At 72.4% G+C, this 16,280-nt stretch carries 16 protein-coding genes; 11 read left to right on the forward strand and 5 right to left on the reverse strand.

Going from position 1 to position 16,280, the window contains the following annotated elements:
- Positions 1 to 18: 18 nt before the first annotated feature.
- The gene (locus ACR807_RS16795; protein WP_438922259.1) at positions 19 to 1,275 is read right to left on the reverse strand and encodes an extracellular solute-binding protein; all 1,257 of its coding nucleotides are present in this window, start codon (positions 1,273 to 1,275) and stop codon (positions 19 to 21) included.
- 230 nt (positions 1,276 to 1,505) lie between these two features.
- Between ACR807_RS16795 and ACR807_RS16800 the strand changes: the two genes are divergently transcribed.
- The 3 genes from ACR807_RS16800 to ACR807_RS16810 all read left to right on the forward strand — a co-directional run bounded on the left by ACR807_RS16800 (position 1,506) and on the right by ACR807_RS16810 (position 4,884).
- A complete protein-coding gene (locus ACR807_RS16800) occupies positions 1,506 to 2,555 on the forward strand; it encodes a LacI family DNA-binding transcriptional regulator (RefSeq protein ID WP_438922260.1) in 1,050 nt (349 codons plus the stop codon).
- A gap of 107 nt (positions 2,556 to 2,662) precedes the next feature.
- Complete coding sequence (locus ACR807_RS16805) at positions 2,663 to 3,766, forward strand: LacI family DNA-binding transcriptional regulator (RefSeq protein ID WP_438922261.1); 1,104 nt, start codon at positions 2,663 to 2,665, stop codon at positions 3,764 to 3,766.
- Positions 3,767 to 3,873: 107 nt separating this feature from the next.
- Complete coding sequence (locus tag ACR807_RS16810; protein WP_438922262.1) at positions 3,874 to 4,884, forward strand: LLM class flavin-dependent oxidoreductase; 1,011 nt, start codon at positions 3,874 to 3,876, stop codon at positions 4,882 to 4,884.
- Here ACR807_RS16810 and ACR807_RS16815 read toward each other — a convergent pair.
- Positions 4,877 to 5,524, reverse strand: coding sequence for a hypothetical protein (locus ACR807_RS16815; RefSeq protein WP_438922263.1), 648 nt, complete (start codon positions 5,522 to 5,524; stop codon positions 4,877 to 4,879). The genes ACR807_RS16810 and ACR807_RS16815 overlap by 8 nt on opposite strands.
- A 138-nt stretch (positions 5,525 to 5,662) precedes the next feature.
- On the opposite strand from ACR807_RS16815, the gene ACR807_RS16820 reads away from it, so the two are divergent.
- From ACR807_RS16820 to ACR807_RS16830, 3 genes are read left to right on the forward strand one after another with little or no spacing between them, the layout of a single operon-like run.
- Entirely contained in the window at positions 5,663 to 6,154 is a 492-nt protein-coding gene (locus ACR807_RS16820) for a beta-class carbonic anhydrase (protein ID WP_438922264.1), read from the forward strand.
- Between the two features lie 39 nt (positions 6,155 to 6,193).
- A complete protein-coding gene (locus ACR807_RS16825) occupies positions 6,194 to 7,063 on the forward strand; it encodes an HhH-GPD family protein (RefSeq protein ID WP_438922265.1) in 870 nt (289 codons plus the stop codon).
- Positions 7,063 to 7,560 (forward strand): 2'-5' RNA ligase family protein, encoded by a 498-nt coding sequence (locus tag ACR807_RS16830; protein WP_438922266.1) that lies wholly within the window; start codon positions 7,063 to 7,065, stop codon positions 7,558 to 7,560. Before ACR807_RS16825 ends, ACR807_RS16830 begins: the two co-directional genes overlap by 1 nt.
- Here the strand turns inward: ACR807_RS16830 and ACR807_RS16835 are convergent.
- The gene (locus ACR807_RS16835) at positions 7,509 to 8,252 is read right to left on the reverse strand and encodes an alpha/beta fold hydrolase (RefSeq protein ID WP_438922267.1); all 744 of its coding nucleotides are present in this window, start codon (positions 8,250 to 8,252) and stop codon (positions 7,509 to 7,511) included. The two genes, ACR807_RS16830 and ACR807_RS16835, sit on opposite strands and share 52 nt — an antisense overlap.
- Positions 8,253 to 8,269: 17 nt before the next feature.
- Between ACR807_RS16835 and ACR807_RS16840 the strand changes: the two genes are divergently transcribed.
- Genes ACR807_RS16840 through ACR807_RS16850 form a run of 3 tightly spaced genes read left to right on the forward strand, consistent with a single transcriptional unit; the run spans position 8,270 to position 10,852 of the window.
- Complete coding sequence (locus tag ACR807_RS16840; protein WP_438922268.1) at positions 8,270 to 9,742, forward strand: M1 family metallopeptidase; 1,473 nt, start codon at positions 8,270 to 8,272, stop codon at positions 9,740 to 9,742.
- A gap of 10 nt (positions 9,743 to 9,752) precedes the next feature.
- A complete protein-coding gene (locus ACR807_RS16845; protein WP_438922269.1) occupies positions 9,753 to 10,061 on the forward strand; it encodes an antibiotic biosynthesis monooxygenase family protein in 309 nt (102 codons plus the stop codon).
- Positions 10,058 to 10,852 (forward strand): SIR2 family NAD-dependent protein deacylase, encoded by a 795-nt coding sequence (locus ACR807_RS16850; protein WP_438922270.1) that lies wholly within the window; start codon positions 10,058 to 10,060, stop codon positions 10,850 to 10,852. Before ACR807_RS16845 ends, ACR807_RS16850 begins: the two co-directional genes overlap by 4 nt.
- Here ACR807_RS16850 and ACR807_RS16855 read toward each other — a convergent pair.
- On the reverse strand, positions 10,824 to 11,795 hold the full coding sequence (locus ACR807_RS16855; RefSeq protein WP_438922271.1) for an endonuclease/exonuclease/phosphatase family protein: 972 nt from the start codon (positions 11,793 to 11,795) through the stop codon (positions 10,824 to 10,826). The two genes, ACR807_RS16850 and ACR807_RS16855, sit on opposite strands and share 29 nt — an antisense overlap.
- Before the next feature lie 18 nt (positions 11,796 to 11,813).
- On the opposite strand from ACR807_RS16855, the gene pcp reads away from it, so the two are divergent.
- On the forward strand, positions 11,814 to 12,440 hold the full coding sequence (gene pcp, locus ACR807_RS16860; protein WP_438922272.1) for a pyroglutamyl-peptidase I: 627 nt from the start codon (positions 11,814 to 11,816) through the stop codon (positions 12,438 to 12,440).
- A gap of 101 nt (positions 12,441 to 12,541) precedes the next feature.
- Here pcp and ACR807_RS16865 read toward each other — a convergent pair whose 3' ends face one another.
- Positions 12,542 to 15,103, reverse strand: coding sequence for an ATP-dependent Clp protease ATP-binding subunit (locus tag ACR807_RS16865; RefSeq protein ID WP_438922273.1), 2,562 nt, complete (start codon positions 15,101 to 15,103; stop codon positions 12,542 to 12,544).
- A gap of 339 nt (positions 15,104 to 15,442) precedes the next feature.
- Between ACR807_RS16865 and ACR807_RS16870 the strand changes: the two genes are divergently transcribed.
- Positions 15,443 to 16,261 carry a (2Fe-2S)-binding protein gene (locus ACR807_RS16870; protein WP_438922274.1) on the forward strand — a complete coding sequence of 273 codons (819 nt, stop codon included), beginning with the start codon at positions 15,443 to 15,445 and terminating at the stop codon, positions 16,259 to 16,261.
- Positions 16,262 to 16,280: the final 19 nt, after the last annotated feature.

Here is a 16,280-nt window from a genome sequence, read left to right on the forward strand (position 1 = left end):
GTCCGCGCGGGGGCGCGATCAGCCGACGGTGTACTCGGTGACGACGGTGTCCTTGTAGGACTTGGCCACCTCGTCGAGCGCCGTCCTGGCGTCCTTCTTGCCGGCGAGCACGTCGGCGTAGGCGATCTTCAGCGGGTCGAACAGCTGGCCGCCCTCGGGGATCCAGGCGCGCGGGTGCGCGGAGGTGACGACCGGCTCGAACGCGGACACGACCGCGTTGGCCTTGACGTCGGCGTTCTCGTAGGCCGACTTGCGGGTCGGCAGCAGGCCCAGCTCCTTGGCCACGGCGACCTGCGACTCGACGCCGCTCATGCAGGCGATGAACTTGACCGACGAGTCCTTGGCCTTGGTGCCCTGGCGGATGACGTAGTCGTGCCCGCCGACCGGCGCGGAACCCTCGCCGGCGGTGTCGCCGGGCACGGGCGCGATGCCCAGGTTGGCGGCGTCGGTGAACGCGGCGCCCTTGAGGTAGTCGGCGACCGACCACGGGCCGTTGACGACCATGGCGACCTCGCCCGAGGTGAACGCGGCCTGCATGTTGTTGTAGGAGTTCGCCGGGTCGAGCGCGGTGGACGCGGCCTTGGCGTCGAGCAGGCCCTTGGCGGTCTCCAGCGCCTTCACGTTCTCCGGCGAGTTGACCACGATCTTCTTGGCGTCGGCGTCGACCAGGTCGCCGCCCGCGCCGTAGATGAACGGCAGCGCGTAGTACGCGTCGTTGTTGATGAAGATCGTCTTCTCGCCGCCGAGCTTGGCCGCGGCGGCCTTGACCTCGTCCCACGTCTTCGGCGGCTCGACACCGGCGTCGGCCAGCAGCTTCTTGTTGTAGAAGAGGGCCAGCGAGTCGGTGACCTGGGGGACGCCGTAGGTCTTGCCCTCGAACTTCGTGGAGCCGAGCGGGGTCTCCAGGAAGTCGGACGTGTCGGTGGCCAGCTCGGTGCCGGTCAGGTCGACGACGTAGCCGAGCTTGGCCAGCTGCGGCACCCAGGCGACCTCGGCGCGGAACACGTCGGGGCCCTGCCCGCCCTGCGCGGCGGTCCGGTAGTTGTTCAGCGCCTGGTCGAAGGCGACGGTCTCGGTCTTGACCTTGTAGCCGCCCTTGGTCGCGCAGTCCTGCGCGATCTTGGCGAACACCGGGCTCTCGTTCGGGCCGCTGGTGTCCCAGAAGGTGATCTCGCCGGAGTCGCCGGACGCCGAGCCGCCGTCGCCACCACCGCACGCGGTGAGGACGAGGGCGGAGGCTGCCGCCACCGCGGTCACGAGGGTGGTACGTCGCATCGTTGCTGTCGTCCCTCCATGCTGCCCTTCATCGGCGATGAAGGCTCTTGCAAGAACTTGCGAAATTGTTGACGCGGATTTCATCCCGCCGACCAGGGCCGGGTCAAGGGCAGGACGGTAACCAAGCCGTAACGGCCGCACCTGTACGGGCGAAACCGTGATGGGCGTTGCAAAAATTTGCCGCTGGCGGCAGGCTGCACGTCACCACATCCCACGCGAGGAGGCGCACTGTGTCCGGTCTGTCCGAGATCGCCAGGGCAGCCGGGGTCAGCATCTCCACGGTCAGCCGGGTGCTCAACCGCCGTGCGGGTGTGAACGACGAGACGCGCCAACGCGTGCTCGCGGTCCTCGCCGAGATGCCCTACACACCGCGCGGGCTCGGCGCGCTCCAGCGGACCGGCGTCATCGGGCTGCTGGTGCCGGAGCTGTCCAACCCGGTGTTCCCGGCGTTCGCCGAGGCGCTGGAGGTGCGCGCGGCCCGGCTGGGGTACTCGTCGCTGCTGTGCAACACCCGCGCCACCGGCTCGGCCGCGATGGGCGAGGAGGAGTACGTCCGGATGCTGCTCGCGCGCGGCGTCGAGGGCATGGTGTTCGTGTCGCCGGAGATCACCAACGTCGAGGTGCCGCTGGGCCAGGCGCCCCGGCCGTCGTACTACGCGAAGCTGATCGCCGACGGCGTGCACATGGTGTTCCTCAACGGGGCCACGCCGTCGCTGGACGTGCCGGACGTGACCGTGGACGAGCAGCACGCCGGGTACGCGGCGACGCGGCACCTGGTGGAGCTGGGGCACCGGCGGATCGGGTTCGTGTCGGGCCCGGCGCGGTCGCTGCCGTCGCGGCTCAAGCGCGCCGGGTGGGCGGCGGCGCTGGAGGAGGACGGGCTGCCCGCGACGTCGGACTTCGTGGCGCACGGGCCGTTCGGGCCGGAGGGCGGCGCGGCGGCGGTGGCGACGCTGCTGGACACCGTGCGGCCGACGGCGGTGATCTGCTCGTCGGACCACATGGCGATCGGCGTGCTGCGGGAGGCGCACCGGCGCGGCCTGTCGGTGCCCGGCGACCTGTCCGTGGTGGGGTTCGACGACATCCCGCTGGCGTCGTACTGCTCGCCGTCGCTGACCACCCTGGCGCAGCCGATCGAGGAGATGGCGGCGGCGGCGGTGGACGAGCTGGTGCACCGCCTGGACCCCGATCGGCGCAGGCGCCCGGCCGGCAATTACACGCGCGTTTTCCGACCCCGGCTCGTGGTGCGCGAGTCGTCCGCCGCACCCTCATTGGTTTAGACCAATGTACTCCGAGGTAACGTAGTACCACCTGCGCCGATGGTGTTTTTGAGGGACGCCGGTCACCCCCACTTCTGTAATTGGTTCTGAACCGTTACGGTCACTTCATGGCGCGGTCGATGCATGTGCGACGCCCCGCGACGCTCGCCTCACTGGCGGCGGAGCTGGGTGTCTCCCGGACAACGGTGTCCAACGCGTACAACCGTCCCGACCAGCTCTCACCGGAGCTGCGACGCCGGGTGTTGGAGACAGCGAGACGACTCGGGTACCCGGGGCCCGACCCGGTGGCCCGTTCCCTGAGGACCCGCAAGGCGGGGGCGGTGGGCCTGCTGCTCACCGAGAACCTGTCCTACGCCTTCCGCGACCCGGCGGCGATCGGGTTCCTCGAAGGTCTGGCCCTGGCCTGCGAGGACGCCGGCACCGGCCTGCTCCTCGTGCCCGCGAACCCCGAGCGCGAGGACGTGGCGGCCGTGCACCGCGCGGGGGTCGACGGTTTCGTCGTCTACTCCGTGCCGGACGACGACCCGCACCTCGCGGCGGTCCTCGAACGCCCCGTGCCGACGGTCCTGTGCGACCAGCCGGACCTCGACAACGTCGACCGGGTGGGCATCGACGACCAGGCGGCCATGCACGCGATGGCGCAGCACCTGATCTCGTTGGGCCACCGCCGCGTCGGCGTCGTGTGCATGCGCCTGAACCGCGACCGCAACGACGGTTTCGTCGACCCGGTCCGCCAGCGCTCCGCGCACTTCCACGTGCAGCGGTCCCGCCTGGCCGGCCTGGCGCAGGCGTTCGGCGCGGTCGGCGTCGAGTGGACGGACGTGCCCGTCGTGGAGCGCTTCGACCACACCATCGCCTCCGGCGCCTCCGCCGCCGCGCAGCTGCTGGACCGCGACCCCCAGATCACCGCGCTCGTGTGCACCTCGGACATCCTCGCCCTGGGCGCGATGACCGAGGCGGAGCGCCGCGGCCTGCGCGTGCCGCAGGACCTGACCATCACCGGCTTCGACGGCATCCGGGAAGCCGAGCAGGCGGGCCTGACGACCGTGCGCCAACCGGTCCTGGAGAAGGGCCGCGCGGCGGGCAAGCTCCTCCTGGACTCGGCCGAGCGCTCCCGCCCGCGCGCGGTGACCCTGTCGACGGAACTGGTCGAGGGCTCCACCGCCGCCGCCCCCCGCGGCACCGCCGAGGAGCGCTGGTTCGGCCCGTGACCGGCTGACCCCGGGGTCCCGGTCCTCCTCACCGGGGACCGGCCCCCTCGGGGAGCCGGCCGTTCCACCCCGTGGACCGCCCGCGGAACGCTGCGACAATCGGGTGCATGCCGCTGCCCGACGCACCGCTCCGCAAGCTCGGCTTCCTCACCATCGGCCTGTTCGACGAGGACGACCCCCGCGCGGGCCACGAGTCGACGCTCGACATCATCCGGCTCGGCGAGGACCTCGGCTTCGACAGCGCCTGGGTCCGGCACCGGCACCTCCAGTTCGGCGTCTCCTCCCCCGTCGCCGTGCTGGCCGCCGCCACGCAGCGGACGCGCCGGATCGAGCTCGGCACGGCCGTCGTCCCGCTCGGCTGGGAGAACCCGCTGCGCCTCGCCGAGGACCTGGCCACGGTCGACGTCCTCTCCGGCGGGCGCCTCAACCCGGGGGTCAGCGTCGGCCCGCCGATGCACTACGAACGGGTGAAAGAAGCGCTCTACCCGGACACCCACGACGCCGAGGACTTCGGCTACCGGCGCGTCGAGCGCTTCCTCGACCACGTCCGGGGCGCCCCGGCGACCGACTTCGAGGGCACCGAGGGCATCGAGGTCTTCTCCCGCCGCGTCCAGCCGCACTCACCGGGCCTGGCCGACCGCCTCTGGTACGGCGGCGGCAGCCCCGCCTCGGCCACGTGGGCGGGCGAGCACGGGATGAACCTGCTGCTGAGCAGCGTCGTGAAGTCCGACGGCCGGACCGACTTCGCCGCGATCCAGGCGGACCTCGTCGAGGCGTACCGCGCCGCCCGGCCGCGGGGGCGCGTCTCGCAGGGCCTGGTCGTCATCCCCACCGACAGCGCCACGCCCGCGCAGCGCGCCCGCTACGAGGAGTACGCGGCGAAGCGGCTGCCCCGCACGGGCACCCCGCAGGGGCCGGCCGGGCTGCTGTTCTCGCCGGACTTCGTCGGCACCTCGGCCGAGATCGCCGAGCGCCTCCACGCCCACGCCGCCTTCCGGCTGGTCGACGAGGTCGCGTTCGCCCTGCCGTTCACCTTCGGGCACGACGACTACGCGCAGATCCTCACCGACATCGCCACCGGCCTGGGGCCCGCCCTGAACTGGCGGCCGGTCACGTGAGCCGGAAGACCACCGGGTCGCCCACCAGGCCGGCCACGACCGCCGACAGCAGGTAGTCGCCCGGGCCGACCCGCTCGACCGCGGTGCAGCCCGGCGCCGACGTGGTGCCGGGCCACCGCAGGCCGTAGGTGAACCGCTCCCCCGGCCACATCACGCGCACCTCCGAGCCGGCCGTGGCGAAGCAGTCGTTGCTCGACCACAGCCGCGTCGCGCCGTCGGCGGTCGTCACGACGAGCTCGCGCACCCGGCGGCCGATCTCCTTGGCGCACGGCAGCTCGCCCGTGTTGGACACCACGATCGTGAACCCCACGCCCCGCCCCGCGGGCGTCGACGGCGCGTCCACCTCGGCCACCACGGACACCTGCCGGTCCTCGCACGGCGGCGGCGGTCCGGGCGGCGGCGAGGGTTTCGGGGCGGGCGGGGTGGTCGACGAGGACGACGACGCGGCCACCGGCGTCTCCGCCGGCGGGGGCGGGCTCGACGAGGAGGGGTGCGCGGCGACCGGCGACGGGTCGCCCCGGCCGACGAGGACGCCCACCAGCCACACGACGAGGACCAGGGCGGTCACCGCCGCGCCGGCCGCCAGCACCCGCCGCCGCCGGTACACGGCGGCGGGGTCCGTGCCCGCGGGGTCGATCACCGATCAACGGTAACCGCGCGGCCCGGAACACCGCGGCAGGTGCCGGTCGCCCGATGCGGTGAACGTGATCTCCGCCCGAATCACTTGCCGGCATGCGGGACCCGGGTTCCAATCCCGGGGAAACGGGAGGTGCGTGCCATGACCGCCATCGACGAACTGCTGCGCCGGAACACCGAACTCGGCAACATCGTGCCGGGCGACCGCTCGTCGCCCAAGCCGTCCATGCAGGTCGCCATCCTCACCTGCATGGACTCCCGCATCCGGGTGTTCGAGATCTTCGGCCTCAAGCAGGGTGAGGCGCACGTGCTGCGCAACGCGGGCGGCGTCGTCACCGACGACATGATCCGCTCGCTCGCCCTGAGCCAGCGCAAGCTCGGGACCAGGGAGGTCCTGCTGGTGCACCACACCAACTGCGGCCTGGAGCTGGTCACCGAGGACGACTTCAAGGACGAGCTGGAACAGGACTCCGGCCTGCGCCCGCCGTGGTCGGTGGAGGCGTTCCGCGAGGTGAAGGACAGCGTCCGCGGCTCGGTCAACCGCGTCCGGCAGAGCCCGTTCCTGATCCACCGGGACAACGTCCGCGGCTTCGTCTACGACGTGCGCACCGGCGAGCTGACCGAGGTCGTCTGACACGGCCGGCCGGGGTCGTCTGACACACTGTCGGGCGCTATGAGCCTCCCCGCCGAGACCCTGCTCGACTGGTTCGCCGACACCGCCCGCGACCTGCCCTGGCGCCGCCCGGAGTGCACCGCGTGGGGCGTGCTGGTCAGCGAGGTCATGCTCCAGCAGACGCCCGTGAACCGCGTCGAGCCGATCTGGCGGGACTGGCTGGAGCGCTGGCCGACGCCGTCCGCGATGGCCGCCGCCACGCAGGGCGAGGTGGTCCGGGCGTGGGGCAAGCTGGGGTACCCCCGGCGCGCCCTGCGCCTGCACGCCGCCGCCGGGGCCATCGCCCGGGAGCACGACGACGTCGTGCCGGACGACGTCGACACGCTGCTCGCCCTGCCCGGCATCGGCGCCTACACCGCCCGCGCGGTGGCCGCCTTCGCCTACGGCCAGGCCGTCCCGGTGGTCGACACGAACGTGCGGCGCGTCGTGGCCCGCGCGGTGCACGGCGCGGGCGACGCGGGCCCGCCCTCCACCACCCGCGACCTCCGGGACGTCGAGGCGCTGCTCCCCGAGGACCGGGCCGCCACCTACTCGGCCGCCCTCATGGAGCTGGGCGCGCTGGTCTGCGTCGCCCGCACGCCCCGGTGCGCCGACTGCCCCGTCCTCGCCACGTGCCGCTGGCAGCGCGACGGCCGCCCCGCCTACGACGGCCCGGTGAAGGCCGTGCAGAAGTTCGCGGGCACCGACCGCCAGGTCCGGGGCCGCCTGCTGGACGTCCTGCGCGGCACCGCCGAACCGGTCGGGAAGGCCGTGCTGGACCTGGCCTGGGCGGACGCGGGCCAGCGCGACCGCTGCCTGCACTCGCTGCTCGTCGACGGCCTCGTGGAGCAGACCGCCGACGGGCTGTTCGCGCTGCCCGGGGAGCACTGATGCACAAGCTGGTCGTGCTGTTCGACGCCGAGGCCGACCGGGCGGTCCGCGACCTCCGGCGCCGCGCGGGCGCCACCCACCCGCACCCGCCGCACCTGGCGTTCGCCGCCGCGGGCACGATCGGCCCCAAGGTGCGCGCCGAGCTGCGCGAGGACCTGTCCCGCCTCTGGCTGCCCGACCTGTGGCTGCACGCCCTGGGCGCCACCGAGGGCCACCTGCACCTGACCGCGGTCGTGGACGGCGAGCTGCTGGCCGTCCACTCCGCCGTCCACGACGTCCTCGCCGGCCGCGTGAAGCACCCCGTCGCCCACTACCTGCCGGGCAGCTGGACCCCGCGCTGCACCCTCCTCGAAGGCGACGACGAGGACGTCACCCGGGCGTTCGCCGCCCTGCACCCCGTCACGCCCCTGCGCGCCAAGGTCCGCGAGGTGGCGGTCGTCGACACTCAGACGGGCGGCACCGACCCGCTCAGGAACGCCTCCACCGCGCCCCGGTAGACCTCCGGCGCCTGGTCGTGCACGACGTGCCCGGACTCGGGCACCAGCAGGTACGACGCGCCGGTCCGCCGCGCGACCTCCGCCATCTGCCCGGGCCGCATCCCGCCCCGGCCCGCCTCGATCACCAGCATGGGGCACCGCACCGCGTCCACCAGGTCCCAGTAGGACCGCTCGCCCCACTCGGCGGCGATCTCGTACAGGTCCTCCACCCGCGCGACCAGGTGCCACCCGTCCTCGCGCTCCTCGAACATCTCCTCCACCCGCGGCACGTCCACCACCGACCGCACGTGCGCCAACGACTCGAACACCGGCCACGAGTCGAAGTACCAGCGCCACTCGTCGACGCTCTTCCCCCGGTTGTCCGGCACGACGTCCTCCACGACGACCGCCGCCACCAGGTCCGGCCGCGACGCCGCGAGCGCCCACGCGTGCAGCCCGCCCATCGAGTGCCCGATGACGACCGCGGGCCCCAGCCCGCGCTCCTCGACCACCGCCGCCGCGTCGGCCGCGAAGTCCCCGGTCCGGAACGGGCCCCGCCGCGGGTTCCGCCCGTGCCCCCGCGCGTCGGGCGCCACGACCCGCCCGTACGGCTTCAGCCACTGCGCCACCGTCCACCACGTGCTGGCCCGGCTCATCAGCCCGTGCAGCAGCAGGATGCCCCGACCCGATCCGCCGAACTCCGCAACGCCCATGCGTGCATCATGTCGGCATGGCCATCAGCACCAAGGCGCGCCCGTACCTGCTCGTCACCGCCCTGGTGCTGGTGGTGGCCGGGATCGTGGTGGCCCGCATCCCCCGCGAGGACGGGGCCGCCACCGGCCCGACGACGCCCGCCGCGGTGGACGCCGGGGGCGGCGCGGGCGAGGCGGGCGGCGACGGCGCGGGCGACGCGTACTACCCGCGGGACGGCAACACCGGCTACGACGTCACCCGCTACGACGTGTCGATCAGCTACGACCCGGCGACCAGGCAGCTCGACGGCACCGCCGCCGTCACCGCGCGGGCCGCGGCGGACCTCTCCCGCTTCAACCTCGATCTCCACGCCCTCCGGGCCACCGAGGTCACCATCGGGGGCACCCCGGCGACCTTCACCCAGGAGGGGGACCACGAACTGGTGATCACCCCCGGGGCGACGCTGCCCCGCGACCGGGAGTTCACCACCACCGTCCGCTACCGCGGCGAACCGACCCTCTTCGAGGACCGCGCCCTGGGCCGCAGCGGCTGGCAGGTCTCGGCGAGCGGCGGCGCGTTCGCCGCGGGCGAGCCGCACTCGGCGACCACCTGGTTCCCGGCCAACGACACCCCCCGCGACAAGGCCGCCTTCGCCCTGACAGCCCGCGTCCCCGAGGGCTGGTCCGTCGTCTCCAACGGCCTGGAGAAGGGCTCCACCACCGCCGACGGCTGGACGACGTTCCGCTGGGAGGCCGAGCAGCCCATGGCGACCTACCTGACCACGATCGCCATCGACAAGTGGACCGTCGAGCGCTCCACCCTCCCCGACGGCACGCCCGTCGTCGACGCCTACGCCCCCGGCGCCGAAGGGGCCCGCCGGCACCAGCAGCGCCTGCCGGAGGTCCTCGCCTTCCTCGCCGAGGAGTTCGGCCCCTACCCGTTCACCGCCGCCGGCGGCATCTTCCTGGCGGACGACATCGGCTTCTCCCTGGAGACCCAGACCCGGCCGATCTACGCCGGGTGGGCCGACCTGGACACCGTGGTGCACGAGAACGCCCACCAGTGGTTCGGCGACTCCGTGTCCCTGGAGAACTGGGCCGACATCTGCCTGAACGAGTGCTTCGCCAGCTACGCCCAGTGGCTGTGGGACGAGCGGCAGGGCGCCGACCTGGACGCCCGCTACCGCGCCGAGCTGGAGCGCGTCGCCGACCGCGACTCGTACTGGGGCCGCAAGCTCTACGACATGGGCCGCGGCAACGAGTTCCGCGGCGTCTACGACAAGGGCCAGCTGGCCCTGCACGCCCTGCGCCGCCAGGTCGGCGACGAGGACTTCGACCGGACCGTCAAGACCTGGCTGGCCGACCACCGGGACGGCAACGCGAGCTGGCCCGAGTTCGAGCAGCACGTCGAGAGGACGTCGGGCCAGGACCTCGACGCCTTCTTCGCCGACTGGTTCCGCGGCGGCGAACGCCCCTCCGACGACCACCTCTACCCGGGCCCGCTCCGGTAACGTCGTCCCCATGGCGGTTGTGAAGATCAACGCGATCCACGTGCCCGACGGTTCCGGCCCCGAGCTGGAGAAGCGGTTCGCCGCGCGCCTCGGCGCCGTGGACAACGAACCCGGCTTCCTCGGCTTCCAGCTCCTGCGCCCGGTCAAGGGCGACGAGCGGTACTTCGTGGTCACCCACTGGGAGACCGAGGAGGACTTCCGGAACTGGATGCAGGGCAGCGCCAAGGAGGCCCACTCGGGCGAGCGCGCTCGTCCCGTGGGCACCGGCTCCGACCTGCTGGAGTTCGAGGTCGTCCTCGACTCCAAGAACAAGGGGTGAGCGAGGCCCTCGACCGGGCCGCCGACCTCATCCGCGACGCCGACGCGCTCCTCGTGTGCGCGGGGGCCGGCATGGGCGTGGACTCGGGCCTGCCGGACTTCCGCGGCACGACGGGCTTCTGGCAGGCGTACCCGCCCTACGAGCGCCTCGGCCTGCGCTTCGAGGAGCTGGCCGACCCGGTGCACTTCGCCGAGGACCCGACGCTGGCCTGGGGCTTCTACGGGCACCGCCTGCGCCTCTACCGCGACACCACGCCCCACGAGGGCTTCGACGTCCTCCGCCGCTGGGGCGCCCGCGTGTTCACCTCGAACGTGGACGGCCAGTTCCAGGAGGCCGGCCTGCCCCACGTGGCCGAGGTCCACGGCTCGATCCACCACCTCCAGTGCACCACCCCGTGCACCGCGGAGGTGTGGCCGAACACGGAGGACGTCACCGTCGACCCCGCCACCGTGCGGGCCACGTCGGCGCTGCCCACGTGCCCCCGCTGCGGCGCCCTGGCCAGGCCGAACATCCTCATGTTCGGCGACGGCTCCTGGGTGCCGACCCGGTCGCGGCGCGCCCTGGACGAGCTCGACGCCTGGCGCCGCGCCCACCACCGCGTCACGGTCGTCGAGATCGGCGCGGGCACCGCCGTGCCCACCGTCCGCCGGCAGGCGGAGCTGGCCTCCGCCGCCTCGGGCAACCTGATCCGCATCAACCCCCGGGAGCCGGCGATCCGGCACGACCGGGGCGTGTCCCTCCCGATGAACGCGGCCGAGGCCCTCACCGAGCTGGCACGACGAACCGGCTGACGACGGCCCGGTGGTCGCTCCCCGCGATGTCCACCACCTCGAACGAGTCCACCGGGCACCGGTTGTCCACCAGGACGTGGTCGATGGCCACCGGCGGCGGCCACAGGGCCCCGGCCGGCCACGTCACCGCGAGCCCCGCCCCCACCTGGTCGGCCGCGTCGACGTACCCGCCGTTGAGCAGCCGCCGCATCCCCACGTGGTCGAGCGTCGCGTTGAAGTCCCCCGCCAGCACCCGCACCGGCGCGTTGAGGTCCCGTTCGGGCAGCCCCGCCAGGTCCCGCTGCCACGCCTCCGGCCCGGCCTCCACCACCGGCGGCAGCGGGTGGACCGACAGCACCTCCACGTCGTCGCCCGGCAGGTCCACCAGCGCCCCGGCCTGCCGCAGCGTGCTGGGCGGCGTCAGCGCGCGGGGCGTCAGCGGGTACCGCGACGCGATCCCCGACCCGGACCCGCCCGGCTCGTCCACGAAGTGCCGGTACGGCAGCTCCCGCGCCAACCCGGCCCGCTCGAAGTCCGCCACCATCGCGGGCGTCAGCTCCTGCAGCGCCAGCACGTCCACCGCGCGCTCCCGCACCGCCGCCACCACGTCCTCGGCGACGGCCTTCCCCACCAGCAGGTTCGCCGACATCACCACCACCGACCGGCCGACCCCCACGGGCCGCGAGTCGGGGAAGGCCCGGGGCGCCACCGCGGACACGAGCACCAGCGCCACGAGCAGCGTCACCACCCCGACCCCCCACCGGCGCAGCAGCAGCGCCACCGCGCCCAGCAGCACCCCGGCCGCCGTCCAGTAGGGCGTCAACGCCGTCGTCGCCACCATGTGCCGCGTGCCGTCGACCCCGAGCAGCCGCACGAACGCCGCCCCCGAGAACAGCACCGCCGCCACGACCAGCGGGAACGTGACGCCCCCTCGCCTGGTGCGGCGTTCCTCCACCTGGGCCACGCCCTCTAGTCTGCCCGAATGGAGGTTTTGCTGACGGGCTTCGAACCGTTCGGCGGGGAGCGCACCAACCCGTCCTGGGAAGCGGTGAAGGCCGTGGAACCCACCGGCTACGCGCTGACCACCCTGGAACTGCCGTGCGTCTTCCACGAGTCCCTCAAGGTCCTGAAGGACGCCCTGGACGAGCGCCGCTACGACCTGGTCATCGCCACCGGCCAGGCGGGCGGCAGGCCGGACATCACCCCGGAGCGCACGGCGGTCAACCTCGACGACGCCCGCATCCCCGACAACCGGGGCAACCGGCCGGTGGACGACCGGGTCGTCCCCGACGGCCCCACCGCCTACTTCAGCACCCTCCCGGTCAAGGCGGTGGTGGCCGCCCTCACCGCCGAGGGCATCCCGGCCTCCGTCAGCCACACGGCGGGCACCTTCGTCTGCAACCACGTCTTCTACGGGCTGATGCACCTCACGGCCACCGAGCACCCGGGCACCCGGGCCGGGTTCGTGCACGTCCCCTTCTCACCGGAGCAGACCGAGGACGCCCCCAGCCTCCCCGTCGGCACCACCGCCAGGGCGCTGGACCTGGTCATCCGCACCACCCTGGGCACCACCACCGACCTGCGCACCACGGCCGGCACCCTGCACTGACCCGGTCCCCTCCCACGGGGCGGGCGCGCTCGCGGTCCTCCGAACCGGAAGCGCCCCCCGGGAAACCCGGGGGGCGCTTCGGCACTGCTCAGGACCGGTGACTAGGCGGACTCGGCGTCCGACTCGCCACCGCCGTCGCCACCGGAGGCGGCCATGTCGACCGGCGGCGCGTCCGGGACCCGCAGCGGCTTGGTCTCGCCGCGGAACACGAAGTGCGCCTTGTCGTCCGGCTCGCCCTCGCCGCCGTCCCAGCCCTCGACGTCGGTGATGATGATCTGGCCGGGCTGGATCTCCCCGAACAGGATCTTCTCCGACAGCTGGTCCTCGATCTCGCGCTGGATGGTCCGGCGCAGCGGCCGGGCACCGAGCACCGGGTCGAACCCGCGCTTGGCCAGCAGCATCTTCGCGCGATCCGTCAGCTCGATCGCCATGTCCTTGTTCTTCAACTGCGTCTCGACGCGGGCGATCATCAGGTCCACCATCTTGATGATCTCGACCTGCGTGAGCTGGTGGAAGACGATGATGTCGTCGATGCGGTTGAGGAACTCGGGCCGGAAGTGCTTCTTCAGCTCGTCGTTGACCTTGTTCTTCATGCGCTCGTAGTTGGACGCGGTGTCCTGACCCGAGGTGAAGCCCAGGCCCACGGCCTTCGAGATGTCCGAGGTGCCGAGGTTCGAGGTGAAGATGATGACGGTGTTCTTGAAGTCCACCGTGCGGCCCTGACCGTCCGTCAGGCGCCCGTCCTCCAACACCTGGAGCAGCGTGTTGTAGACCTCCTGGTGGGCCTTCTCGATCTCGTCGAACAGCACCACCGAGAACGGCTTGCGCCGCACCTTCTCGGTGAGCTGGCCACCCTCCTCGTAGCCCACGTACCCGGGAGGGGCACCGAAGAGCCGCGACGCGGTGTACCGGTCGTGGAACTCGCCCATGTCGATCTGGATGAGCGCGTCGTCCTCGCCGAACAGGAAGTTCGCCAGCGCCTTCGACAGCTCGGTCTTGCCGACACCGGACGGGCCGGCGAAGATGAACGAGCCCGACGGGCGCTTCGGGTCCTTCAACCCGGCCCGGGTGCGGCGGATCGCCTGCGACACGGCCTTGACCGCGTCGACCTGGCCGATGATCCGCTTGTGCAGCTCGTCCTCCATGCGGAGCAGACGCGTGGTCTCCTCCTCGGTGAGCTTGAACACCGGGATGCCGGTCCAGTTCGCCAGGACCTCGGCGATCTGCTCGTCGTCGACCTCGGCGACGACGTCGAGGTCGCCGTCCTTCCACTGCTTCTCCCGCTCGGCCTTCTGGCCCAGCAGCTGCTTCTCCGCGTCCCGCAGCTTCGCCGCGCGCTCGAAGTCCTGCGCGTCGATCGCGGACTCCTTGTCGCGACGGACGTCGGCGATCTTCTCGTCGAACTCGCGCAGGTCCGGCGGCGCGGTCATCCGGCGGATGCGCATCCGCGCGCCGGCCTCGTCGATCAGGTCGATCGCCTTGTCCGGCAGGAACCGGTCGTTGATGTACCGGTCCGCCAGCGTGGCCGCCGCCACCAGCGCGGAGTCGGTGATCGAGACCCGGTGGTGGGCCTCGTACCGGTCGCGGAGACCCTTGAGGATCTCGATGGTGTGCTCCAGCGACGGCTCGCCGACCTGGATCGGCTGGAACCGGCGCTCCAGCGCGGGGTCCTTCTCGACGTACTTGCGGTACTCGTCCAACGTCGTCGCGCCGATGGTCTGGAGCTCACCGCGCGCCAACATCGGCTTGAGGATCGAGGCCGCGTCGATCGCGCCCTCGGCCGCGCCCGCACCCACCAGGGTGTGGATCTCGTCGATGAACAGGATGATGTCGCCGCGGGTGCGGATCTCCTTGAGCACCTTCTTCAGGCGCTCCTCGAAGTCACCGCGGTACCGCGAGCCCGCCACCAGGGACCCGAGGTCCAGGGTGTAGAGCTGCTTGTCCTTGAGCGTCTCGGGCACCTCGCCCTTGACGACCATCTGGGCCAGGCCCTCGACGACGGCGGTCTTGCCCACGCCGGGCTCGCCGATCAGGACCGGGTTGTTCTTGGTGCGGCGGGACAGCACCTGCATGACCCGCTCGATCTCCTTGGTGCGCCCGATGACCGGGTCGAGCTTGCCCTCACGCGCCGAGGCGGTCAGGTTGCGCCCGAACTGGTCCAGCACCAACGAGGACGACGGTGTGCCCTCGCCGCGGCCGCCGGACTCCGCGGGCTCCTTGCCGCCCGAGTAGCCGGACAGCAGCTGGAGCACCTGCTGGCGCACGCGGTTGAGGTCGGCACCCAGCTTGACCAGGACCTGCGCGGCGACACCCTCGCCCTCGCGGATCAGGCCGAGCAGGATGTGCTCCGTGCCGATGTAGTTGTGGCCGAGCTGGAGCGCCTCGCGCAGAGACAGCTCCAGCACCTTCTTCGCACGCGGGGTGAAGGGGATGTGCCCAGACGGGGCCTGCTGACCCTGGCCGATGATCTCCTCGACCTGCTGGCGCACACCCTCCAGCGCGATCCCCAGCGACTCCAGCGCCTTGGCGGCGACACCTTCACCCTCGTGGATCAACCCCAGGAGGATGTGCTCGGTGCCGATGTAGTTGTGGTTGAGCATCCGGGCCTCTTCTTGGGCCAGGACAACCACCCGCCTCGCGCGGTCGGTGAACCTTTCGAACATTCGCACTCCCTGACTGCTGCGCCGGCGGTCCTCGGGCTCACCACCGGCTGGCCGTCTGGCCGACCGTGGAGAGCGCGGCACCGTGGGACCACTGTAGTCGTCAGCCCCCGACCCACTCAGTTCCCGTTCGCTGGCAGTCGTCTTCGGGGATCTCTGACATCGGTACCAACGCGTGATCTGCCAGGCAGATTCCACGGAACGGCCCGTGTCCGCTGAGCGCGAACATTCAACCGTTCGGCGACGCCCGTAGTGAGCGGCATCACACCACCGTGCAAGTTAGGCAAACCTGGGTAAGGTTAGGCAAACCTCAACCACTCCGAACACGAGGACCTTCTGGAGATGACCGTACCGGCGAGGGTCAGGGCGCGCACCGCAACGACGCCGGTCGCCGAGTCACTCCGACGGGCGGCCTCGCACTCCCCCCACTTCGAGGTCAGGTTCGGCCTCCCGGCCGACCCGGCCGAGCACGCCGGGTGGACGACGTGCGCCGAGTTCCTCGGCGAGCCGCAGCGGTTCGACGCGTGGCGGAAGTCCCTGGCCGAGTGGCTGCGCGAGCAGTACGGCGAGGCGCCCGACCGCACGACCGCCGGGTACGTGATGAGCTGGTACCTCAACGTCGTCGGCGTCCTGGGCGGCCTCCTGTTCCACACCGCCCGCCGGGTGCCGTCGCTGCGGCCCTCCGACGTGGCGCTGCGCATCGCCCCCGAGGGCCGCCCGCACACCGTGGGCGTGGCGCTGCTGACCGACGACTTCGCGTGCCTGCCCGACGACCCGGCCGGCAACCACCCGGCCGCCACCGTCGTGGCCGACGACACCGCGCTCGCCGCCCTGCTGCGGACCCGCTTCGCCGCGCACGCCGCCGGGTTCGTGACCGCGTTCGGCCCCACCGTCCGCCTGGGCCGCCGGATGCTGTGGGCCGCCGCCACGGACGCCCTGGACAGCGCCGCGTGGACCGCGGGCCAGCTGTGCGGCGACGAGACGTCCGGCGTGATGGACTCGGCGCTGCTGCTGCCCGCGAAGCTCGACCCGTTCACCTCGGCGTCGACGCTCAAGGCCACCGAGACGGGCTGGACCCGCCGCCGCGAGAGCTGCTGCTTCCACTTCGTCCTCCCGAACGCGGAAGCCTGCGCGACCTGCCCGCGGGTCCGCTCCTCCTGAAACCCGCGGGTCCGCCCCT

This window comes from Saccharothrix sabaoui (assembly GCF_051756985.1).
Classification (GTDB): domain Bacteria; phylum Actinomycetota; class Actinomycetes; order Mycobacteriales; family Pseudonocardiaceae; genus Actinosynnema.